We start from the raw sequence: 23588 nt of genomic DNA on the forward strand, positions 1-23588 counted from the left end.
CATGACTGAAGCGATGAATATTCCCAGCTGACTGACAAAACGAATAAATCGCATGAAATCAAAGTTAATAAAATTGATTTCATGCGATTTTACTTTCATGATTTGTATGAAATTATAGCATTTTTTAATGTACTTCCATATTTTCCTTTGTATTCGTAACAAATACTTTTTGGATAAGTACGATTAAACTAGAAACTGCAATAATGACTAGTGCTGGGATAAACCAGCCAAGCCCTTTGGTATATAATGGCAATGCTTGTTCATAAAACGACACAAATGGAGTCATCCAAGCAAAGTAATCAATACCAATGGAATCACATAATGCCTTTAAACCATCAAAAATACTAATCATAAACGTACTAAAGGTTGCTAAAATGTACACGATTCGTGAATGATTAAACAATGGTGAAAGAAATGTCAAAAGCATTAGAACAATAGCAAGTGGATAAAGAAACATTAAAACAGGTACAGAATACGTAATAATGTTCGTCAATCCAAAGTTAGCAATTACAAATGTTAGTACAGAAAAAAATATGGCAAATTTTTTATAGCTGATTTTTGGAAATAATGTCTGAAAGTATTCTGCACAAGCAACGGTTAATCCAATACTAGTAGTTAAACAAGCGAGTGTCATAATAATCGCTAAGATAACTGAACCAAATGTTCCTAAATAATGGGATGCAGCACTACTAAGTACTGGGCCACCGTTTGAAAATATACCAAACATTTCCGTACTCGTTGCACCTAAATAGGCAATTCCTATATAAATAATTCCAAGCAATACAATCGCGACAACTCCTGATTTTGCAGTTGCTAAGAGAATCCCATTTCTTGAAGTTACACCAAATGAACGAATTGCCTTAATGACTATTATTCCAAAAACAAGCGAGGCAAGTGCATCCATTGTATTATATCCTTCTAGGAATCCTTGTATAAATGGACCATTCAAAAAGGCTTCTTGTGGTGGTTGAATTGCCCCCATCGGTTTCAAAATAGCCAAAATTAAGAGAATTCCAAGAAGAATAACGATACCTGGTGCTAAAATCCTTCCTATATTATTTACTAATTTATTAGGTTTCAATGAAAACAAAAGTGTAATACCAAAGAAAAACAATGTAAAAATGAATAAACCACCTTGCTGAAAACCCTCACCTACAAATGGTGCAATACCTACCTCATATGCAACAGTCCCTGTCCTTGGTGATGCAAAAAAAGGACCAATTGTTAAGTAAAGTAATGAAGTGAAAAAGACTGCATAAATTGGATGAATCCTACTTGCCAGTTCCTGTAAATCATTACTTTTAGAAAAACTCATCGCCAAGATTCCAAGTAATGGCAATCCAACTCCTGTAATCAAGAATCCAAAGATAGCTGGCCAAAGATTCGACCCAGCATTTTGACCAAGTTGTGCAGGAAAAATCAGATTCCCTGCTCCAAAAAATAACGCAAATAACATCAGCCCTATAATGATGTACGATGAAAATGATAGTTTGTTCTTCATAGAATGCTCCTTTGGAATATATATTCGTATTTTATCTGATATGCAATATATTAGTAAAACCTATCATACTATCATTTTTCGCAAAATGCAATATATTACGACATAATTTTGTGAAAATTATTTAAACACTAAAAATGGTGCTTCTATTTTAGAAGCACCTCCACATATTTTTTTATAAGGGGAAAGTAACATAGACTTATTCTATCATTTAAACTGTCCTCTAAATTCTCCTTCCAATAACATACTATAATAGAAGAAAAAAGATTTTAGATTTCAGTTCTGTATTAACCAATTTGTAAGTATGAAGCAGACGGTACAGTAATCAATGGATTCGCTTAAGTATCCAAGCAAATGCTTGTTTTTTTCGAGTATAATGGCATAATGGTTCATTTTGAATACTTGAAAATCTAAAGTTGGTTGGAAGATGGTTTATTTTCACATCTGCACGCTTGACTTGCCAGCGATCATGATGGATATCTCCGCGATAAACCTTTTTATGATGAACGACAAAAAAGCAATAACGCTCAAATAGCCAGTTTTCCAAACTATTTAATGAAGGAGTGTATGCATTTGAAACTGGATGATATAGAATATCAAGTTTTTCCTTATCTTGATTGAGTTCCCTTGAAACACTCTGAAAGTGGATTCCATCTTTTCTCGTTGTCATTCTCATGCTCGCTTTTCGATATGGCAAGAGAGCCCCTATTCGTGCCCCCCATACAGCCAAACGCTTATTCGCATCTATTGTCAGAAAATAAATACCTGATATTCCCTTATAAGTAACATAGGTTCGGATATTTACTTGAAGAACTGTATGAAGATAAGGGACTCTAGGCAGTCCTCTCATTCGCATATTTTTCACTTTAAAAGGTACTACTCCTAGCCACGCCTTTCCTCGATATGTATCCAGTTCGAGTTCGGGTGGAAGGAGCTCTTGAATAACTTCTTTTTCTATCGGTCAATGGCAAAAAAGTAAATGATGCCAAGTTTGTGTCATCACCCAAGGTCGTTCTGGTAAAGGAAAAGGACGCCGCTTCGTTTCTAAAAATGCCTTATGCATAATAAAAATCTCCTTTAATCACGACTTTGAATTTTAGTATCCCCTGACACGGCCCATATTATTTAATACATTCCAATCAAAAAGTTGGATGCCCGATTTTACATGTTTTCTTCTTTTGCGGGCATCCATTTCATTTTGGATGACCGATTTTCATGATTTTCCACTTTTGCGGGCATCCATTTCATTTTGGATGACCGATTTTATATGTTTTCCTCTTTTGCGGGCATCCATCTCATTTTGGATGACCGATCTTACATGTTTTCCTCTTTTGCGGGCATCCATTTCATGTTGGGTGACCGATTTTACATGTTTTCTTCTTTTGCGGGCATCCATTTCATTTTGGTTGACCGATTTTCATGATTTTCCTCTTTTGCGGGCATCCATTTCATGTTGGGTGACCGATTTTACATGTTTTCTTCTTTTGCGGGCATCCAATTCATGTTGGGTGACCGATTTTCATGATTTTCCGCTTTTGCGGGCATCCATTTCATTTGGTTGACCCGTTTTACATGTTTTCCACTTTTGCGGGCATCCATCTCATTTTGGTTGACCGGTTTTACATGTTTTCTTCTTTTGCGGGCATCCAATTCATGTTGGGTGACCGGTTTTACATGTTTTCTTCGTTTACGGGCATCCATCTCATTTTGGTTGACCGGTTTTCTGCTGTATCATCTAATATGGGCGACCAAAATCCTTATTTCTCGTTGCTAGATTAACCGTCGATATCGCGTTTGTTATATCCAACCATACCCACTATCATAAGAACAAAAGCAATTACTGTTAAAATAACTAGCGGTAACCACTGCATCTCTTCAACAGGGAGCTGTGGAATATATCCAAATGGTGATAGTTTACCAACCCATTCTGGAAAGTCGAATAAGCCACCAAGATATAACACGAGAAAGGAGTAAGTGAGATATGCCCATATGAAACTTGTTACTTTTGGTAATACCCCTATCAAAAATACTGCTAAGCCAATCATGACAAGCATTGCTGGATAGTATACCATTGCAGCACCATAAATCATTCCAAAATTGAAACTCTCATCCATCACTGCATTTGCTGCTGCGAAAAGACCAATTGCTGTTAAAGAAAGCATCATAAATCCATTGATGATGGCGATAATCAAATAACTCCCCATCATTTTATTACGTGAAACGGCTCTGGCAAACAAGTGCTCCAGACGATTTTTCCCCTCTTCTCCTTTCAATTTCAACATAGCCATTAATGGTGGCACGGTAGCAAGTAAACTAAGTACAATCATTAACATTGGAATAAACTGTTCTGTCAGAGAATAGCCTTCTTTTTCTGCAAGTAACTGCTCCAACACGTCATTCCCTTCAAAAAAGGATTCCAAATCACCAAAAACAGATCCATAAGAGATTCCTAATATAAATAATCCAATAGCCCAAGCAATCATTCCAGTCCGCTGGAGTCTAAGAGCTAACCCAATCGGGCTTTTTAAAAAGATGGAAGCATGTTTTTTTCCTGGTTTGGATGGGAAAAATCCTGCACCTAAATCACGAATCGCATTCAAGTAGTTTGCTAGTATAAATAGAATGATAGATACACCAATCATTAAACCGACAGGCCACCAGTTATTAGTAGAATAGGCTTCTGTTTGGCTTACCCAGCCCAATGGAGAAAACCATGATAATGTTTCATTGCTCACATCCCCTATTGCACGAACAAGATAAGCAATCAAAAGTATGGCAATGGAGAAACCTGTTGCTCCCCTGGAACTTTCAGAAAGCTGTGCAAAAATAGCCGTAATACCAGTAAAGACTATTCCAGTTGCACCTAAAGTAGCACCATATAGTAAAGAACCTTCTAAATCCATACTTTCTATTCCTAACGCATATAACCCGAGACCAGAAATTAACGCCAATAGTATATTTATTACTACCAAAACTAGTAATGTTGCATTAACGTTAGCTAGACGTCCTACTGGCAATGAACGAATCATTTCAATTCGGCCATCTTCTTCAGTTGCCCGTGTATGCCTTGTAACGAGTAAGATGCTCATGAGTCCAACGATAACCGCTGTTAATAGAAGCATCTGATGCGATGTCATTGCACCTATCGTATAATTCTCCAAATTTCCAGGGCCTACCATCGCTGTCATGGCAGGGTTCTCCATCGTTTCTGCCATCACATCTCTTTCTTTTTGCGAAGAATACATGTCATCAAACGCAATTGGGACCATGATTGTGAAAAATACGATACCTATTAACCATAACGGAATACGTATACGATCTAGTCTTATGATTAATTTAGATAAAGCGAGTGTATTTTTTGAAATGGCAGCCCACATCAAGACCCTCTCCTTACATCACTATCGTTATCTTCATAATGGCGCATAAATAAATCTTCCAACGTTGGGGGTGCACTTTCCAATTTCACAACACCGAATTGAGTTACATGTTTCATCACTGTATCCAATTCTTCTGTATCCACTTGAAATGAAATGGCCTTGTCTTTTTGAACGACATCGTGGACACCTTTTAATTCATGTATAGAAATAATTGGTTGTTTCGTTTCTACAAGTAGGTTTGTACGTGTTAAATGACGCATTTCAGCTAAAGACCCAGTTTCAATGATTTTCCCTTGACGAATAATTCCTACCTGGTCACATAATCTTTCCACTTCAGATAAAATATGACTGGAAAGTAAAACACTTTTTCCTGCTTGTTTCGCTTCTATTACACATTCTTGGAAAACTTGTTCCATTAATGGATCTAAACCAGAAGTTGGCTCATCTAAAATATATAAATCTGCATCAGATGAAAAGGCTGCAACCAGGGCCACTTTTTGTCGATTTCCTTTTGAATAGGTTCTGCATTTCTTTGTTGGATCCAAATCAAATTTCTTAATCAGTTCTTCCCGTCTATTTTTATTGTTTCCTCCCCTAAGTTTTACAAATAAATCAATGACTTCTCCCCCGGTTAAATTTGGCCAAAGATTGACATCGCCAGGGACATAGGCAAGACGTTTGTGAATTTCCACCGCATCTGACCAAGCATCTTTCCCGAAAATTTCTGCAGTCCCTTCTGTTGCTTTTAAAATCCCAAGCAATACTCGAATCGTCGTGGACTTACCAGCACCATTTGGACCAATAAATCCATAGACTTCCCCTTCATTTACTTCGATATTAACACCATCCAATGCGGTAAATTTCCCAAAACGTTTCGTTAAATTCGTTGTCTTTAAAATAGACATATGTCATCCTCCCCTTCTCTTTTTAATGAATCGGGTCTCTCTCACTTAATAATTATGAACTATTTATACTTATATAGTTCATAATATACAAAACAAATGTATTTAGCAATAGTTTATGAACTATTTACATTGTTTTATTACAAAAGTTTTATTAAACTAAGGTGGAGGTGAAAGGAATGGACGGTTTTGAAAAACGTAAACAACAAAAGAAAGAAGATATATTAAACGCTTCACTTACCTTATTTAAAAAATATGGTGTTCAAAGAGTATCTGTAACAGAAATAGCGAAAAAAGCAAACGTGTCCCAAGTGACGATTTATAATTATTTTGGTAGTAAAAATAATTTAGCACATGAAGTAATTATTTTTTATGTTGATCAAGTTTGGGAGGGATATGAGCAATTATTCGATAGCAATGCCCCCTTCCTAGATAAAATCAAACAAGTTATTTTTGATAAAACAATGGAGGCAAATCACATTAATCAGGAATTCTTTGAGTATTTTATGAAGGAATACACAGACGAAGGTGGAAACAACTATATTGAAGAAATGTACACCAAAAAAGCATTACCCCGTTTTATGGACCTATTTAAGGAAGGAAGAGAACAGGGCTACATTAATCCCAATATATCCAACGAAGCTATCTTACTCTACATTCAAATATTTAAGGAATACATGCAGAAAGGGGATGTAACAAAGGAAATACTACCTTTTACAGAAGAACTTACAAAATTATTTTTTTATGGAATCGCAGGAAAAGAGAAAGATTGAATTTTCAAGGAGTGATATACATGGCCGTGCAAAATATAATCGATAAAGTAAGCAATGAACTAAAAGAAATACCTGGTGTTGTTGGTGTTGTTTTAGGTGGTTCAAGAGCAAGGGGAACTCACTCTAAAACTTCTGACATTGATATCGGTATTTATTATGATGAAGCTAAAGGATTTAATGTGGCTGAAGTCAGTAAAGTGGCTACTAAGCTAGATGATGAACATCGCGAACAATTAGTCTCGTCACTTGGCGAATGGGGTGAGTGGATTAATGGTGGAGCGTGGATTATTGTTTCAGGATATCATGTGGATCTTATTTTTCGTGATATAAACAGGGTCTCAAGTGTTATTGATGAATGCCTCTTAGGTAACGTCACTACACATTACCATGCTGGACACCCTCATGCTTATTTAAATGCCATGTATATGGGAGAAATTTCTGTCTGTAAAATATTAGTTGACCCTACAAAAAAAATTGCTCATTTACAAGCGAAAACAAGTCCATTTCCGAAGCCATTAAAAGATACAATCATCAAATACTTTATGTTTGAAGCTTCTTTTTCTCTTATGTTCGCCAAAGATACTATAGATAAAGATGATATTTCATATGTTGCAGGACATTGTTTTAGAACGATTTCTTGTTTAAATCAAGTCTTATTTGCTTTGAATGAAGAATACTGCATTAATGAAAAAAAGGCAGTTCATATGATAGAAAGCTTTCAGATAAAACCTAAAGAATATAAAGAGAACATAGATAAAGTTATTACATTGATTTCTTCTAATATAGAAAACACAAGAAATGGTATTGAAATACTGGGAAGGCTATACTCCGAAACAGAAAAATTACTAGAGAGCCAATAAATTTGTCTTTTCTTATTTTAAAAAAGCCGTCAAGATTTGCTCGACGGCTTCCTCTTAATAAATCACATTTCAATCAGCTTTTTCCCATCAATTTTATACTCTACATCTGCTACATGATCAATAATTTTTTTATCATGCGTGATGAAAATAACGGTGCCCTCATATCCAGTGATAAATTTTTCTAGTGCTTCAATTGCTTGAATATCCAAGAAATTAGTTGGCTCATCTAATAATAAAATATTATACTCCCCTAAAAAGAGTTGACATAATTGGAGACGAATTGCTTCTCCTCCACTTATCGACTGGACATTTTTCTGAATATCAGTTCCTACAAATTGCATCATATGCAAAACACTTCGCAAAAATCCTTCATCATATTCGGAACGGTTTTTCACAAATTGTAATACCGTTTCATCCGTTAAAAATTGATAACTCATTTGCTGAAAATATCCCATTACTGCTTTTGGCGAAATGGTTAAGCCTTCCCCATGATTTGCAATATGATGAAGTAAGGTACTTTTACCACTACCATTGTTACCAGTTATGGCTATTTTCTTACCAAGTGGGAATTGGAAATTGACCTCATCCAACAATTTATTATCTTTTATTTGAAGTGTTAATTGATCTGCCATAATAGGAAACTTATTATGAAGTTCTAATGCCTTCGATTGACGGAACACAATTTTTCTTTCACTTGGAACAGCATCCACTTCTTCTAATTGACTCATTCTCTGTTCAATTGCTTTTGCTGCACGGTGAACCGACTTTTGACTAGTACCTTTTGACTTCGTTTCAAACATCCGATTCGCCTTTGCCTTCCTATCATTTTTAGACATTTTACCAGCCTGGGCAATTTTTTTCGCTTTCTTCATTTTTTCAGCAGCAGCTTTTTCTAGACGTTTCTTTTCTTTTAAAAATTGCTCATGCTCCTTCTCTTGTTTTTCACGTTCGCATTGCTTTTGTGTTACATAATCACTATAATTTCCAGAATAGACATGAATTTCCCCGCCCTGAACTTCCCAAATCGTTGTCACAAGTTCATCCAAGACGGCACGATCATGACTAATTAACACAAGTGCTCCGTAGTAATAGCGTAATTCATCAAGTAAGAATGAAATACCATCTTGGTCCAAATGTGTTGTAGGCTCATCTATCAATAATGCTTCATAGTAATTGGTGAACAATTGTGCCAGTTTCAGCTTCGTTTGTTCGCCACCACTTAAGTTATCAGATTCTTGTGGAACAGTTAATTTACCAAGTAATGCTGCATCAGCCTCTTTTCCTGTAGGAGCTTCCATTTGCTCAAAATATCCATAATCTACATGACGTTCCACTTTTCCTTTTATTGGTTGAATCGTGCCTGCCAACAATTTTAATAACGTACTTTTTCCTGCTCCATTTTTACCTACAATCCCAATTCTGTCAAACTGGTGAATAGCTAACCGATCAATTTTCAAGATTTCTTTATCTAAAAAAGTAACATGAATATTTTCTAATTCAAAACATATTTTTTCCATATTCGCTACCTCCCGAAATAGTTGTTTATTTCGTATCGATAGCTAGGATCGATACGAGCTCTGTTTTACATACAAGCTCGTATCAAAAAAATAGTAAAAACTGCATGATTTTTCCTCCCTTTTAAAATAACAAAATCACAGACATCTGCCTGTGATTTAGAGTAAAAGGAATAAGCACATCCTTAGAAAACGGACCGATCAATAAAGTGAAATTTCAATCTGTGGGAGTTTTCTTCATCTCTCACTGATTATTAGTTGAATGAATCGGACCTTTACTGGCTATTAATCCTCCACTTCTAATTCTTAAAGTATCTCGATCTCTTGAAGTGGAGGTCTATAGCTAGTTAATACGCAATTAATAAAAAAAGAAAGGCAAGTCAATCCACCTTCCTTTACATAATCATATTTAAAATGAAGATAATAAAAAAGGACAGACTAATCCCGTTACTCTGCATACACAAACAGAGTCTTTGAACCTATTCAATTACTAGTTCAAAGTAGGGAAACGAAGTCTCATTCCATGTGTCATTTTTTATAATCCTCCTTAAAATCTAAAAGTATATCACAATGATAATTATAAGTTTCCCCTGATAAAAAGTCAAAAGTAAATAGCAGTTGGTCTAAGAATTTAATTAGTGAAACAAGTAACTTAAAGCCTCATTTGAATGTATTGAAATCATGAGTGTAACATTTAAATTTTTGCACTATTTATTTTTTTACTACATAATCTATGAGTAGGGACAAATATTAATTGGTAAAGGAAGTGGACATTCAAATATGAAAAACTATCCAGACGACTATTATCAATTTCAAAATCTTCAAGAAGATCAGATGTCATTTGATCAAGTTTTTAAACATATTGTACAATTTATGCAATCACACCCTAACGGTAACTACCGGCTAATGGTTGGAACAGATTCTCAAGTTCATCAGAAAAATACCGTTTTTATAACAGGAATTGTCATCCAGAATAAAGGAAATGGTGTTTGGGCTTGTATAAGAAAAGTAGTCATCCCCAGAAAAATGATACATCTAAAAGAAAAGATTTCCTATGAAATGTCTTTATCTGAAGAGATAGTTTCCCTATTTACTGAGGAAAGGAAAAAGCAACTAACCAATATCGTCCTCCCTTACCTTTATCATGGGGCCACATTTACAATGGAAGGCCATATTGACATTGGGGCCGAAAAAAAGAATAAAACACGTAAATTTGTTAAAGAAATGATGACAAGAATGGAGAGCATTGGTGTGGAGCCAAAGATTAAACCAAACGCCCTTGTTGCTTCCAGTTATGCAAACCGTTACACAAAGTAAAGAAGGTATATATATTATTCCATGAAGAATGGGGTTTCTGTAAAGTAAAATACATCACTTCACAAATGGGACCACTCTTTTGTAGAAAAGGATCTTAATTTTTCATTATATTTTCCTTGCTTTTCTTAACTTTTCTTAACAATCCTTTCAAACATATTTACAAGTTCATGACCATATGTTTTCCAATTAACATTTTTAGTAAGCTGTGGGTTAAACATATATTCTCCAATGGATCCTTGAATAATAGTAGCCATGATTTCCACTTGAAAATCACCAAAAACACCATTATCCTGACCCTCTCTTAAAATACGCTTCAGTTCTTCCAAAAGAGGGTTTACATCATCTTCTTCATTTATTTTATAGTATGGAACATTCTCAGCTGTTCTTGCATTAAAAACTATTTCAATTAACGCTGTATTTCTTTCTGAATGTGTATATTGATATTCTAGACTCGCCATAATGAATGCGCTAAGCTGCTTTTCAATCGTATTTTCCTGACGAGTTTTTTTCAAAATAAAAGATATGGAGTCTTCCATCAATTTCACAAGTAAATGATTCATTAAATCAAATTTGTCTTTAAAGTGATAGGATATAAGTGCTGTACTAATTCCTGCTCTTTTAGCAATTTGTGTCAGACTCGCCTTCACAAACCCGATTTCATCTAATGTTTGTATGGCTGCTTCCATAATTTGCTTTCTTCTTGCTTCCGCAATAAAGGTTTGTTTTTCCTTTTTCACGTATGACCACCCTGACTTATTCTTACATATTGACGTTCGTTTTTATCGCGAATATAAACTCCAATATCAGCCAAGTCTTTACGAAGGATTTTCACCTCTTCTTCATCATCTTCTTCTAAGGCCCTTTCTCTTGCTGCAAGTAGTGCATTGACATGATTCGGAAAATCGGGATGATCAGGAACCCATCTTTTGTATTTTTCTTCAAGCGGATCCGAATTCGACCAAGCATATCCATAATCCTGAAAAGTTTCTGAGATTACTTTTTTCTTCTCCTCATGCTCTCCCCGAAATAACTCACGATCATCTTTCCCAAGAATGACAAGGTGTTTTCCATCTAAAAATATAGTCGATATATCCTGCTTCTGGATCACCTTTTCCTTTTGTTTGCTATTCAGTTTAATCTCTTCATCAGTAACAGTGATTGTAAGTGCTTCGTAAAACGCATATAATGCTAAGGCGATTCCAGCAAGAGCACCTACAATTGGTGTAATGATGGTGATGAGTTGATTATCTGTTGTTGCTATCCATTCAAACAGACCTTCCATAGGTATAAATGGTAATTTTAACAACCAACCCGCAATCGTCGGTAAAAACCACCCGATGACACCACCAATAGCTGCGAAAAGAAATATAGTTACCCCTTTATCCCCTTTGGAGAATCCACCAAGAACTGTTTCACTATTCATTTCATGTTCACTCCTTCAAAGTCAAATTACAATGGATGTATTTTGATTATGTAATTAATTTATTGATTAACCAATCAATATTATAACATTTTCCAATTTTAAGGACAATAAAGTGAAACTTCAATCAGGGGGAGGTTTCTTTATCTCCCGCTGATTGTTAGTTGAACAAATCGGGCCTTTACTGGCTGTTGATCCTCCACTTATAACTCTTGGGTATCTCAATTTCTTGATGTGGAGGTCTTACAGCCAGTTAAACTGCGATAAAATTTTTACTTATTTTGTGGAAAATGATTGTAAATACATAATAGGAGTGATATGATTACTTTCTACTAAAATCATGGAGGTTTTTAAAATGGTATACAGCAAATTCCGATTAACTTTTTTGCCAATTAAATAACAAAGGACTCTACTTATGGGTAGGGTATTCGGAATGGGTCTGTCTATTTTAAAAACTCTATAGGAACGGATAGAGAGAAGGAGGCGTATCTCCTTCTTTTTGTATTTTAAAATTCTGCCGTGACACTTCTCTTTCTTTCACCAACATTCCTACTTTCCGCTTACTTTACAGTTATATCTTTAGAAGAGTCCATTGAAAAGGAGAAATTGTATAAATGAATAACAATAACAAACCAAAGAAATATGAATTTTTAGTTGATGACCCCAATGTAAAAGTACTGCCAATCATGCTTTCCCTAATTATTGGAGCCTTTTTTGCGATCTTAAATGAGACATTACTAAATATTGCCTTGACAACATTAATGGAAGAGTTTCACATTACGTTACCAACTGTACAATGGATGGCAACAGGTTTCATGTTAGTGATGGGAATTGTCATACCAGTTTCCGCATTGCTACTACAATGGTTTACAACGAGACAGTTATTTATTGGAACAATGACGGTCTTCACCATTGGAACAACGATTAGTGCACTTGCGCCGACTTTCCCAATCTTATTAGTTGGGAGACTTACACAGGCAATTGGAACAGGTTTACTTATGCCAATTATTTTTAATGTGTTTTTATTAATTTTCCCACCAGATCGACGAGGTAAAGTAATGGGATTAGTCGGTCTTGTCATCATGTTTGCTCCTGCTATTGGACCGACATTATCAGGGATCATTGTTGAATATTTAGGCTGGCGATTTTTATTTATAACGGTCATTCCATTCGCATTGTTCTCCATTGCATTTGCCTATAAATTTTTAGTAAATGTTTCTGAGGTAACAAAGCCCAAAATTGATATATTGTCAATTATCTTTTCAACGATTGGATTTGGGGCAACGATTTACGGATTCAGTGCTGCAGGAGAAAGTGAAGCAGGATTTCTTAGTCCAAATGTGTATATTGCTATTACTGCTGGGGTAATCGGGATTATTTTATTTGCCATGAGACAATTAAAATTAGAAGAACCGATCATGAACTTAAGAGTTTTTAAATATCCGATGTATGTACATGCGGTATCTATGTTTTTAATTATCATTATGGCTATGTTTGCTTCTGAGATTATTTTACCAATTTATATGCAAGGACCATTAGCTCTAACAGCTGCTACTGCAGGGCTTGTCCTTTTACCTGGGAGTATTCTAAATGGAGCCATGTCACCATTTATGGGACATCTTTTTGATAAATTCGGCCCACGCGTGTTAATGATTCCTGCAACAATTGTGTTAAGTGGAACGATGTTTATGATGAGCCGCTTGAATATGGATACACCATTATGGGTTGTTATTATTGGATATATTTTACTCATGTTATCTGTGTCGGCAATCATGATGCCTGCACAGACAAACGGTTTAAATCAGTTACCGAAACAGCTATACCCACATGGAACAGCTGTTATGTCAACACTACAGCCTGTCGCTGGTGCGATCGGTGTTTCTGTTTTCATTAGTATTATGAATGCACGTCAATTACGTTTTTTGCAAAATGCGGATAATCCAACAGACCCTGTGACAATGGATTTGGCGATGGTTGCAGGTGTTGAACTTGTTTATTTCATTGCTTTTGCAATGTCCATTGTAGCAGTAATTCTGGCGTTCTTTGTTTATCGTGCCGTACCAAAAGAAATGAAGGAATCTCCAGAACAAGAAGAAGAAAAATAGAAAAAATTTGTGTATAGGCACGAAGAATAATTTTCATCATCATCATCTAAGGATGATAAGTAAGACAACCTGTGTCACGCATAAAATTAGCGGATGCTTTTTCTGGGATATTTTCCACTACATCATTCACGGCATAGCAGTATCATTTCTTTGTAATTTTATTTCTAAATCTACCGGTAAAACAATTTGATCCCATGGGATAATATTTAAACATAAGGACACTTCCAATAGTTATTATCTCGTAAAATTTTATCAAACTTTACTATAAATTTAAATATTTGGGTTAATTTTCCATATAGTTGACTGGAATGAAAGGCGGCTGACTCCTGCGGGAATAGCACGAGTCTGAAGACCCCGCAAGAAGGGGTTTTCTTCCGAGGAGACTGAAGCCGTGCCCACGGAAACCAGCCGCCTATAGTGCAAGTCAGCGAAGTTGTTAGCAAGACCTAATGTATGGACGGAAGAATGTTTTTCATTGTGAAATTGACTCAGTAAATTAAAATAAAAAGAAGTTCAGTGATTCCATCTTAAGATGGACTACCGAACTTCTTTTTTTACATTTACTGGGGTTTTGTCCCAGACCCTTTTTATTTGATTATGAATACTACTTTTGCACTATAGATAACTGTTTTATAATACAGTTATCATAATTTCGACACAATTTTATAATGAAAATTCGATGGATAGGAATATAATGAATATATAGCTATTGAGAATGATTTTCAATATCGTGAAATTTTGGAGGTAGCAGCATGATTTTATCAGATTTAAAACAAGGTGAAAAAGCTAAAGTAATTGATTATTCCAATGTAGATGAATTAATTCGTTTAAGGTTTTTTCAGCTCGGGATGAAGGAAAATAAAGAAATTTATGTGAAACGAAAATTACCTTTTGGTGGTCCATATGTCATTGAATCATGTGGACAATGTATTAGTATCCGAAAAGAAGAAGCTGAAAAGATTAAGGTGAAAGCAAAATGAATACTTCACAAATCGCATTATTAGGTAACCCGAATACAGGAAAAACATCATTATTCAATGCCCTAACAGGATCCTATGCATATGTTGGAAATTGGAGTGGTGTAACCGTTGAAAAAAAGATAGGAGAAATGCGTAATAAACAAGGGAAGCTTATTGATTTACCCGGAATTTATACACTAAGTCCCCTTTCACAAGATGAAAGTGTTGTGACCAATTTTTTAGTAAATGAATCATTTACAGAGATATTAAATATTGTAGATGCTTCCCAACTGAAACGAAATCTAAATCTAACGGTACAGCTTTTAGAACTCGGAAGACCAATTACTATTGGACTGAATATGATGGATGTTGCCCGGCAACGCGGAATTCATATTGATTCAAATCAATTATCAAAAGAGTTAAAAGTACCAGTCATTCCTATCATAGCAAGAACAGGACAAGGGTGTGAAAGATTAAATAATTGCATTGCTAGTGAAGAGAAAGAAATGATTGATCCATTAAGATTGGATTACGGGCCAATACTGGAAGAGACAATTAAAAAAATGAAAGACTTGATTCCAGAATGTAATGGTATCCCAAAGCGATGGATGGCCATCCAGTATTTAGAAGGCAATTCTGAAATGATGAAACAACTGGAATCTAGTGACAGTGAATTAAAGATAATTGCAAAAGAAGCAGATAGAACATTAAAAGAAGAAAAAGTAGCTAAATCTACACAACATCACATTGCAGATGTACGGGATAAGTTTATTCAAAATATCATAGATGCTTCTTGTGAAGTAAAAATCCATGCGAAGGAAACACTAACAGATATTGTAGATCGTATCGTAACGAATCGATTTTTAGGGATTCCTATCTTTTTAGGACTCATGTATCTGATGTTTATGCTTACCTTTAATTGGCTAGGAACTCCACTTTCTGATGGATTAGATGCATTTATTGGTGGTCCACTTACCAATTGGCTGACAGCAGGCTTAGAGGCTGTTGGAGCAAGTACTTTTATCAAGGATTTAATTTTAAAGGGTATTGTAGCAGGTGTCGGTGGTGTTTTAGTCTTTGTTCCGCAAATATTCATCCTGTTCTTTTTTATATCTTTATTAGAAGACTCTGGATATATGGCACGTGTTGCTGTCATTATGGACAAAATCATGGAAAGTATCGGTTTAAATGGGAAAGCTTTTATCCCATTAATTATTGGATTTGGTTGTAATGTTCCAGGGGTGATGGCAGCAAGGACTGTAGAACAGCCGAAAGAACGGCTATTGACCGTGATGCTGACACCATTTATGTCCTGTTCTGCACGTTTACCTGTCTATGCTTTATTTGCTGGTGCATTTTTTGCTGAACACCAAGCACTCATTGTACTTTCAATGTATGTTTTAGGAATTGTGGTTGCATTGGCATTGGCTAAATTCCTTTCATCAACTATTCTCAAACAGGAGAAATCGATGTTTTTCGTTGAATTACCACCATATCGAATGCCACAAATGCGTACTTTATGGCGATCAACATGGGAAAAAGGAAAAGGTTTTGTACGAAAAGCAGGAACATATATTTTTGGAGGTTCTGTTCTTATTTGGCTTCTTGCCTACACTGGACCATCAGGGATTAATGTAGCAATGGATGATAGTTTTCTCGCTATGATTGGTGGAGTCATCGCACCACTTCTCGTACCACTTGGTTTTGGAACATGGCAAGCCGCTGCATCACTTTTAACAGGTTTTCTTGCTAAAGAAGTTGTTGTAGCATCCATGAGTATTATTTATTTTGTACCAGAAGCACAATTACAAGGTTTTATGGCTGGACAATTCACACCATTATCTGCTTACGCCTTTATGGTTTTTATTCTTCTATATGTACCATGTCTAGCCACTGTTGCGGTAATTCGTAAAGAAACAAATTCCAAGAAATGGATGACCTTATCAATTGTATATGGACTTGTCATTGCTTATATACTCGTTTTTATTATTTATCAGGGCGGAAAAATTCTTGGATTTTCATAGAAAAGGGGTAGTATATACATGCTAATTAATATTTTACTAGGAGTATTGATTTTCGGATATGCTGGTTGGACCCTCTTTCGCTTTGTCCAGAAGAGTAAGAAGGGAAAATGTGCTACATGTGAATTAAAAAGTGTTTGCAATACTCCTTGTGATTCAGAAAAGACAGATATGCATCGCAACAATTACACAATGGATGAACGATAAATAAAGTGTACTCCCTCTAGGTATAAAGATATTACCTTAAGGGAGTTTTTTACTTTTTAATATATGGAGGAAAGTACGATAAAACGAAACAAGACGAATGTTATGTATGTTTTCTTGAATTATATTTAAAATTTTCATACTATTATTGTGATAGCTTACCTGCAAATATAATTTAATAGAAAGGAAGATTAGATGACTATTGAATATTTTACCGCTCCCACCCCACCAACAAAACTTCAAATTCTACAATTTTTAAACCCTCGAGTAATTTTAACTGATCTAGAAAAACGTAGCTATAATAATCTGTATAAAGGATATATGGGTGAACGTAAATTTTGTAATTTATTAAAAAAGGAACTTCCACCGAAGACTATTATTCTTAATGATCTACTACTAAAAGTGAATAATACTGAATTTCAAATTGATAGTCTGCTGATTTACCAAGAAAAAGTCCTCCTATTTGAAGTAAAGAATTATGAAGGTGATTTTTACATTCAAAAAGATAATTGGTATACCGTCGAAACAAAACAGGAAATTAGAGATCCATTGCTACAACTTAAACGAAGTGAATACTTACTTCGACAATTACTTCAAAAACTAAGTTATAATTATAAAATCGAATCTTATGTCGTCTTCATCAACCAGGAATTCACATTATACCAGGCTCACATGAATCTCCCCATTATCTTACCAACACAGCTTCGGCGCTTTTTTAGGAAAATAAATATTCCCACATTCAAACAAACAGAAAAAGATATAAAACTACTTCGGCAATTTTTAAAGTTGCACAATGAAAAATCCTCCTATGAACAATTACCGCATTATGATTATGAACAATTGGAGAAAGGAATCATTTGTAATACATGCAACTCTTTTTTAAGCCTTATTAATTATAAAAAACTAATATGCGCTAATTGTGATAATGAAGAAGCCGTTGAATCAGCAATTATGCGGAGTGTAAAAGAGTTTCATACCCTATTTCCAGATCAGGATATCACAACAAGCACTATTTATGAATGGTGTAAAGAGACTGTCTCTAAAAAAATAATTAGAAATATCCTTTTGAAAAATTTAAAAATGATTAATAAATCAAGATACACCTACTACATTTTCAAATCTGATGATTAATAATTACCATGCTTATATTACAGCCACAATAGATCGCATTGTGGCTGATTTTTTTTGGGAAACAGAAGTGTTTGCGCTTTTTCGGGCATGCGGCAGTGTCCAGCGTTACCGGTTTTCCGGATTTGCGCTTTTTCGGGCATGCGGCGACGGCCACCGTTACCGTTTTTTCGGATTTACGCTTTTTCGGGCACGCGGCAGCGGCCACCGTTACCGGTTTTCCGGATTTACGCTTTTTCGGGCACGCGGCAGCATCCAGCGTTACCGGTTTTCCGGATTTTTGCTTTTTCGGGCATGCGGCAGTGTCCACCGTTACCGGTTTTCCGGATTTACGCTTTTTCGGGCACGCGGCAGTGTCCAGCGTTACCGGTTTTCCGGATTTACGCTTTTTCGGGCACGCGGCGGCGGCCACCGTTACTGGTTTTCGGGATTTCCGCTTTCTCGGGCACGCGGCGGCGGCCACCGATTAAGTCTATATAATTGTGTAAAAAGAGAATGAGCCACCCCAATTCCTGGTACAATGTTTTTAACCCAAAAATATTGTCAGGAGGAATTGGAAATGACTCAAATTAATTTTACATTAGATTTCGATAAAATCAAAGGGGAAGTTGTAAGGTCTGATCTGAATGAAGTAATTAAATCTTCAATAGTCGTTATTTTAAATGAATTCATGGAAAAAGAACGTGATGACTACATGAAAAATCAATCATACGATAGAACAGAAAACAGGCATGATTACAGGAATGGATACTATGAGAGGGAAATGATTCTTAATATAGGAACAATCAATTTAAAAGTACCACGAACTCGAAGTGGAGAGTTCTCTACCAGTATCTTTGAAAAATATCAACGGTGTGACCAAGCGTTACTACTCTCGATGACTGAAATGGTAATAAATGGTGTTTCCACACGTAAGGTAACAAATATTGTAGAACAATTATGTGGTAAAAAAGTTTCCAAATCTCTAGTATCGAATCTAACTAAAAAACTTGATCCCATCGTAAATGAGTGGTCCAGTCAACCATTAAACACTAATAACTATCGTTATATCTATGTGGACGCCATGTATATTAAAATCAGGGAATATGAGAGAGTTGTTTCTAAAGCTGTCTATATCGCATTAGGTGTTAATGATAAGGGAAAGCGTGAAATCATTGGTTTAAGAATTGATCATGCCGAGTCAAAAGAGAATTGGATTAAGTTCTTTGAGTACCTTATTTTCCGTGGATTAAAATCCCCACGCCTAGTAATTTCTGATGCCCATCAAGGTCTTAAAGTTGCGATAATGGAAAAATTTGTTGGTTCTACTTGGCAACGTTGCACAGTTCACTTCATTAAAAATATCTTAGATGTTATGCCAAAAAAGAACTCACAAGACGCACGAGAACTAGTAAAAAGTATATTTAGGGCTCCTAATAGTAAAATATCTTGGGAATTAAAAGAAGAGTTTATTACAACATACGAAGGTAATTCCAAATATCATAAAGCTATTGAAAAATTGGATGAGGGATTCGAAGATGCCATTCAATATTACGTAGAACCCCAAAGTACCCATAAGCATATTCGGACTACAAATGTACTAGAGCGAATTAATTCGGAAATTAGACGACGGGAAAGAGTTGTTCGTATTTTTCCTAATCAACAATCCGAATTTCGTTTAATTGGTGCAGTCTTAATGGATTACGAAGAAACACTAGATACAGGCAACAAAAAATACATTCAATTTTAATATGAATGGTATATCATACACGCCACCATTGCAGGTAGTTTTTGTCCGTGTTTTGAATTACTCGCAGGTTCGGCAGAAATAAAGCCTATAAGGCTCACCTGCTTTTTATGGTAACACGGACAAATCGAATCTAAGCATTCGATGGTGGGGCCCCGCCCCCTTCCATCGAACACTAAGATTCGGACACTACCAGCAATGGCAAGCAGCTCCGCTGTGGCTGATTATATTCCTTTTTATTATCATATTTCTTATTATTTGGTTAAAACATTGAAATGGAATTTACACAGAATAAGAGACTTGACTCGGCCACACCGTTACCGGTTTTCGGGATTTCCGCTTTCTCGGGCACGCGGCGGCGGCCACCGTTACCGGTTTTCCGGATTTACGCTTTTTCGGGTACGCGGCAGCGTCTACCGTTACCGGTTTTCCGGATTTACGCTTTTTCGGGCACGCGGCGGCGGCCAGCGTTACCGGTTTTCCGGATTTTAGCTTTTTCGGGCACGCGGCGGCGGCCAGCGTTACTGGTTTTCGGGATTTGCGCTTTTTCGGGCACGCGGCAGTACCACGCGTTATAGCATTCGTCTTTCATTTGGACCTGTACATATGAATCGCATCTCTACAACCACGCACTTTCTGCTAATATGAGGATATTTTTTAAATTTAAGGGGAAATTAGGAATGTGTTTAAGCATGAAGATGCATTTTGGTGTAGGGGGGTCCTTAATGATTCAGCAATTTCTGGAATGGCTTAGTTCAATTGGCATCCCTGGTTTATTTGTTGTTATGTTTTTAGAGGGGGCATCCTTACCATTTCCGGGAATTATTATTGTATTTTCATATGGATATATTATTGCTCCTGGTTATATAGAGACCATTTTTATAGCTTTAGGAATGAGTATTTTTTATAGTATTGCTAGCCTGATTCCTTATTTTATTGGCTTAAAATTGGAAGAATATTTACCAACCAGATTGAGAAAAGGTATTAAAAAGGGAATCTCTATTTTTCATCGTTATGGGATATGGAGTATTGCTATCTCGCGGCCATTTGGTGTTGGAAATTATATTTCTTATGTGGCTGGTATTAGTAATGTGCACCTATTTAAGTATTTCGCATTAACGTTTTTAGGAATTTTCCCGTGGTCATATCTTGTTATTATTTTAGGTGATTATTTCCACGGTAATTATGAGGTATTACAACAACATCTCCAATCATTTAGTATTTATGGGTATATATTAATTGCTGTGGTAGTGATCATAACTATTTTTTTATTTCTTCGTTTCAATCAGAGAAAAAAGAACAGCGGATAAATAAAAAAAGCTTATCAAATGGGTTCCTATAAATACTTTGACAAGCTTTCAACTCACTCTTATTCACTTAAAATGTCTATGGTTGTGTCTAGATTTTTTACCCCTTCGTATTTTTCGATATCATCTTTACTAAATACAAGCAAAGTAGGTGTTCTGTCCACCCCGTATTTATCTGCTATTTCCTTATTTTGAAGATTATCCATATCCAAATAATAAACACTTTCGTTGTTTGTCTTTTGGATAGCTTCATTCAAAATTGGTTGGAATTCCCGGCAAGCCATGCACGTATCTCTACCGAAATATAGGATCATTTCCTCTTCGTTTGCGATTCGTTGTTCAATCCGATCTTTTGTAGCTTTCGCAAATGCTGTCTCCTTTTTATCCGAATCTACGGTTGTTAAAATAAAGACAATGCTCAGTCCGATAGCAATGATTAATGCAAAAAGGAACAAAGCATGCTTTTTCATTATTGTCACACCTCCAATCTTTTTACTTTTCGAATACCTAGGTAAAGAAAAACAGCCCCACAAAAAATAAGGAGTAAACTACTGTACCATATTGAAACTATATCTAGCGTAAGCATATTTTTTGGTTCCAAATATAAAAATGGTAACTTCTGATAGAATTCAGCCGCTTTAAAATAAGAGTTTAAGACAGGTGTAGCCACATATAAAAGGAGTAAACAACTCATCAGTGATTCTACTGTCCGTTGAAAAATAATGCTAATCCATTGAGCAAATAACATATATACAACCGTAATAATGAAATAAACCCAAAACCTTTCCAAAATCCACTTCCAACTTACGTTATCCAGAAATGCTATTTTCAAGGAAGTCATCCCAATGAGGTAAGATAAAATAAAGATGACGACATATTTTAATGATTGGCTCCGATAAAAGTGACTTCTTGCAATATTGCTTAAAAAAATCGTCCGGATAATTCCAGATTCCATTAGCCTTGGGATTTCAACTGCAGCAAGAACGGTAATAGTTAATGTAATAATGGTTAAAATAAATGTTTCATCCATGTTCTCTGGATTCAATTGTTTTAACAAAAATGGTAATATGATTAACGTTATGAAATACACATAATAAAATCTGCTTTTCCTGTACCTCATCCATTCACTTTTGAGTATTTTTATTTTCAAACGACATCTTTCCTATCTTCAAAATATCTTTGCAATGTTTTTGTGATATCAACAACCTCATAAAAAGTTATATTTTCAGCCATTAATTGCTTTAAAAAAATGGGTAATTTTTCACGCTCTATTTTTATAATTAATTGATCGTTACGATATGTAAGTTGATATTGCTTCTTCAAGGTTTGAATAGTTTGTATTCCTTTATCACCCACTTGAACATTTATTTCATATATAAATTCTCTATCATTCTTCCACGTAATATTCTTTTTTAGTTTGCCGTTTTCTAAATATATCACCCGATTAGATAGTTCAGAAAGATCCTCTAATAGATGGCTAGATACAAGCAATGTCTTGCCTTTTTGGTATAACTTAATTAAGATTTGTTTGATTTCCTCTTTTGATTTAGGATCCAATCCATGAAATGGTTCATCTAAAATGATGAAAGAACAGTCTGTTGAAAAGATTCTCGCTAAGCCTAGTTTTTGCTTCATGCCTAAAGAGTATTGCTTAAATGGTTTATCTTTTACTTCAAAAAGACCAACAAATTGTAAAGCATTGACCACTTTTTCATTAGAATATGCCCCATCTAATTGGGTGAAATAGATTAAATTATCGATACCAGATAAATTCGGATAAAATTGTGGTGTTTCTATTAATGCCTTTGTATCTTTTAACAATGATAAGCGTTGTTCATCGTTGGTAATTTTTTTCCCTTTCCAAACTAAATTACCAGTAAAGTTCGAAATCAGTCCTGAAATTATTTTTAATAATGTACTTTTTCCTGCACCATTTACGCCAATTAACCCAATAAATTCACCAGATTCAATGGATAAATCAATCGCTGATAATGCATCTTTTCCAGCATAGGTTTTACCTACATTTTCCAACTGTAACACGAGCAATTCCCCTATCTTTTAATAAGTCGTATTTTAAAGGATTCATCCCCCTCAACAATGACGATATCTTCTTTATGAATCTCTACTTTTTCCCCTTCTTCATAAAGAACTTGATTTAAAACTTGAGGAGCCCTATTTTGCACATCTATATATAATGCATCGTCCAATGATAATTCCTGTTTCCTCTCCCCTTTTATAAAAACATTTCCATTGCCAGAAATGGCAATAATCGCATATTCTCCCTTAATACCATTTGCTATCGCATTATAATTCCCGACACCTAATTCTATTTGTTCTTTTTCCCCAAAACCTATTCTCACTTTTCCTTGATTTACTGAAATAAATAAGACGATAAGCATGGTTCCACATATAATGGAAATAAATAAAAGCCTTGTTTTCCTTTTATTCATACGACGTTTCTCCTTACTCCTAGATAA

At 35.4% G+C, this 23588-nt stretch carries 24 protein-coding genes and 1 pseudogene; 11 read left to right on the top strand and 14 right to left on the bottom strand.

What is annotated here, in order from left to right; translation table 11 throughout:
* Window positions 1-124: 124 nt before the first annotated feature.
* From brnQ to FHP05_RS08205, 6 genes are all read right to left on the bottom strand, one after another.
* Window positions 125-1501 carry a branched-chain amino acid transport system II carrier protein gene (brnQ, locus tag FHP05_RS08180; RefSeq protein ID WP_147666935.1) on the bottom strand — a complete coding sequence of 459 codons (1377 nt, stop codon included), beginning with the start codon at window positions 1499-1501 and terminating at the stop codon, window positions 125-127.
* Window positions 1502-1823: 322 nt separating this feature from the next.
* Window positions 1824-2456, bottom strand: coding sequence for a YqjF family protein (locus tag FHP05_RS08185; protein ID WP_147666937.1), 633 nt, complete (start codon window positions 2454-2456; stop codon window positions 1824-1826).
* Window positions 2457-2711: 255 nt separating this feature from the next.
* Window positions 2712-2894, bottom strand: a complete 183-nt coding sequence (locus FHP05_RS08190; protein ID WP_147666939.1) for a hypothetical protein — start codon at window positions 2892-2894, stop codon at window positions 2712-2714.
* Window positions 2895-2965: 71 nt separating this feature from the next.
* Window positions 2966-3199 carry a hypothetical protein gene (locus tag FHP05_RS08195; RefSeq protein WP_147666941.1) on the bottom strand — a complete coding sequence of 78 codons (234 nt, stop codon included), beginning with the start codon at window positions 3197-3199 and terminating at the stop codon, window positions 2966-2968.
* Between the two features lie 74 nt (window positions 3200-3273).
* A complete protein-coding gene (locus tag FHP05_RS08200; protein ID WP_147666943.1) occupies window positions 3274-4875 on the bottom strand; it encodes an ABC transporter permease in 1602 nt (533 codons plus the stop codon).
* Window positions 4875-5780: an ABC transporter ATP-binding protein gene (locus FHP05_RS08205; protein WP_147666945.1), complete on the bottom strand. Its 906-nt coding sequence runs from the start codon at window positions 5778-5780 to the stop codon at window positions 4875-4877. Before FHP05_RS08205 ends, FHP05_RS08200 begins: the two co-directional genes overlap by 1 nt.
* Window positions 5781-5956: 176 nt before the next feature.
* Between FHP05_RS08205 and FHP05_RS08210 the strand changes: the two genes are divergently transcribed.
* Window positions 5957-6550: a TetR/AcrR family transcriptional regulator gene (locus FHP05_RS08210; RefSeq protein WP_147666947.1), complete on the top strand. Its 594-nt coding sequence runs from the start codon at window positions 5957-5959 to the stop codon at window positions 6548-6550.
* A gap of 20 nt (window positions 6551-6570) precedes the next feature.
* The gene (locus tag FHP05_RS08215; protein WP_147666949.1) at window positions 6571-7410 is read left to right on the top strand and encodes a nucleotidyltransferase domain-containing protein; all 840 of its coding nucleotides are present in this window, start codon (window positions 6571-6573) and stop codon (window positions 7408-7410) included.
* Window positions 7411-7472: 62 nt separating this feature from the next.
* On the opposite strand, the gene FHP05_RS08220 is transcribed toward FHP05_RS08215, so the two are convergent.
* Window positions 7473-8927 (bottom strand): Msr family ABC-F type ribosomal protection protein, encoded by a 1455-nt coding sequence (locus tag FHP05_RS08220; protein ID WP_147666951.1) that lies wholly within the window; start codon window positions 8925-8927, stop codon window positions 7473-7475.
* Between the two features lie 777 nt (window positions 8928-9704).
* On the opposite strand from FHP05_RS08220, the gene FHP05_RS08225 reads away from it, so the two are divergent.
* Window positions 9705-10241, top strand: coding sequence for a ribonuclease H-like YkuK family protein (locus FHP05_RS08225; protein WP_147666954.1), 537 nt, complete (start codon window positions 9705-9707; stop codon window positions 10239-10241).
* 125 nt (window positions 10242-10366) lie between these two features.
* Here FHP05_RS08225 and FHP05_RS08230 read toward each other — a convergent pair whose 3' ends face one another.
* Window positions 10367-10978 carry a TetR/AcrR family transcriptional regulator gene (locus tag FHP05_RS08230; RefSeq protein ID WP_230973963.1) on the bottom strand — a complete coding sequence of 204 codons (612 nt, stop codon included), beginning with the start codon at window positions 10976-10978 and terminating at the stop codon, window positions 10367-10369.
* Window positions 10975-11664 carry a YqeB family protein gene (locus FHP05_RS08235; protein WP_147666956.1) on the bottom strand — a complete coding sequence of 230 codons (690 nt, stop codon included), beginning with the start codon at window positions 11662-11664 and terminating at the stop codon, window positions 10975-10977. The genes FHP05_RS08230 and FHP05_RS08235 overlap by 4 nt, the downstream gene beginning before the upstream one ends.
* Window positions 11665-12275: 611 nt before the next feature.
* Here FHP05_RS08235 and FHP05_RS08240 point away from each other — a divergent pair.
* Complete coding sequence (locus tag FHP05_RS08240) at window positions 12276-13766, top strand: MDR family MFS transporter (RefSeq protein ID WP_147666958.1); 1491 nt, start codon at window positions 12276-12278, stop codon at window positions 13764-13766.
* Between the two features lie 49 nt (window positions 13767-13815).
* Here the strand turns inward: FHP05_RS08240 and FHP05_RS15565 are convergent.
* A pseudogene (locus FHP05_RS15565) lies at window positions 13816-13980 on the bottom strand (IS5/IS1182 family transposase); the annotation flags it as partial.
* Window positions 13981-14518: 538 nt separating this feature from the next.
* Here FHP05_RS15565 and FHP05_RS08245 point away from each other — a divergent pair.
* From FHP05_RS08245 to FHP05_RS08275, 7 genes are all read left to right on the top strand, one after another.
* Window positions 14519-14746, top strand: a complete 228-nt coding sequence (locus FHP05_RS08245; RefSeq protein ID WP_147666959.1) for a FeoA family protein — start codon at window positions 14519-14521, stop codon at window positions 14744-14746.
* On the top strand, window positions 14743-16749 hold the full coding sequence (gene feoB, locus FHP05_RS08250; RefSeq protein WP_147666961.1) for a ferrous iron transport protein B: 2007 nt from the start codon (window positions 14743-14745) through the stop codon (window positions 16747-16749). Before FHP05_RS08245 ends, feoB begins: the two co-directional genes overlap by 4 nt.
* An 18-nt stretch (window positions 16750-16767) precedes the next feature.
* A complete protein-coding gene (locus tag FHP05_RS08255; protein WP_147666963.1) occupies window positions 16768-16953 on the top strand; it encodes a FeoB-associated Cys-rich membrane protein in 186 nt (61 codons plus the stop codon).
* A 192-nt stretch (window positions 16954-17145) separates the two neighbouring features.
* A complete protein-coding gene (locus FHP05_RS08260; protein ID WP_147666965.1) occupies window positions 17146-18081 on the top strand; it encodes a nuclease-related domain-containing protein in 936 nt (311 codons plus the stop codon).
* Between the two features lie 71 nt (window positions 18082-18152).
* Window positions 18153-18548, top strand: a complete 396-nt coding sequence (locus FHP05_RS08265; RefSeq protein ID WP_147666967.1) for a hypothetical protein — start codon at window positions 18153-18155, stop codon at window positions 18546-18548.
* A gap of 89 nt (window positions 18549-18637) precedes the next feature.
* Entirely contained in the window at window positions 18638-19807 is a 1170-nt protein-coding gene (locus tag FHP05_RS08270; protein WP_147666968.1) for an IS256 family transposase, read from the top strand.
* Window positions 19808-20529: 722 nt separating this feature from the next.
* Window positions 20530-21114 (top strand): DedA family protein, encoded by a 585-nt coding sequence (locus FHP05_RS08275; protein WP_191126293.1) that lies wholly within the window; start codon window positions 20530-20532, stop codon window positions 21112-21114.
* Between the two features lie 59 nt (window positions 21115-21173).
* Here FHP05_RS08275 and FHP05_RS08280 read toward each other — a convergent pair whose 3' ends face one another.
* The 4 genes from FHP05_RS08280 to FHP05_RS08295 are packed head-to-tail and all read right to left on the bottom strand — an operon-like array spanning window position 21174 to window position 23561.
* A complete protein-coding gene (locus FHP05_RS08280) occupies window positions 21174-21581 on the bottom strand; it encodes a thioredoxin family protein (protein ID WP_147666972.1) in 408 nt (135 codons plus the stop codon).
* A gap of 5 nt (window positions 21582-21586) precedes the next feature.
* Complete coding sequence (locus tag FHP05_RS08285) at window positions 21587-22201, bottom strand: hypothetical protein (protein ID WP_147666973.1); 615 nt, start codon at window positions 22199-22201, stop codon at window positions 21587-21589.
* A gap of 56 nt (window positions 22202-22257) precedes the next feature.
* Window positions 22258-23151: an ABC transporter ATP-binding protein gene (locus FHP05_RS08290; RefSeq protein ID WP_191126294.1), complete on the bottom strand. Its 894-nt coding sequence runs from the start codon at window positions 23149-23151 to the stop codon at window positions 22258-22260.
* A gap of 11 nt (window positions 23152-23162) precedes the next feature.
* Complete coding sequence (locus FHP05_RS08295) at window positions 23163-23561, bottom strand: hypothetical protein (protein ID WP_147666977.1); 399 nt, start codon at window positions 23559-23561, stop codon at window positions 23163-23165.
* Window positions 23562-23588 lie beyond the last annotated feature (27 nt).

Origin of the sequence: Cerasibacillus terrae (genome assembly GCF_008039555.1) — a bacterium.
In the GTDB taxonomy this organism is placed as follows: Bacteria; Bacillota; Bacilli; order Bacillales; family Amphibacillaceae; genus Cerasibacillus; species Cerasibacillus terrae.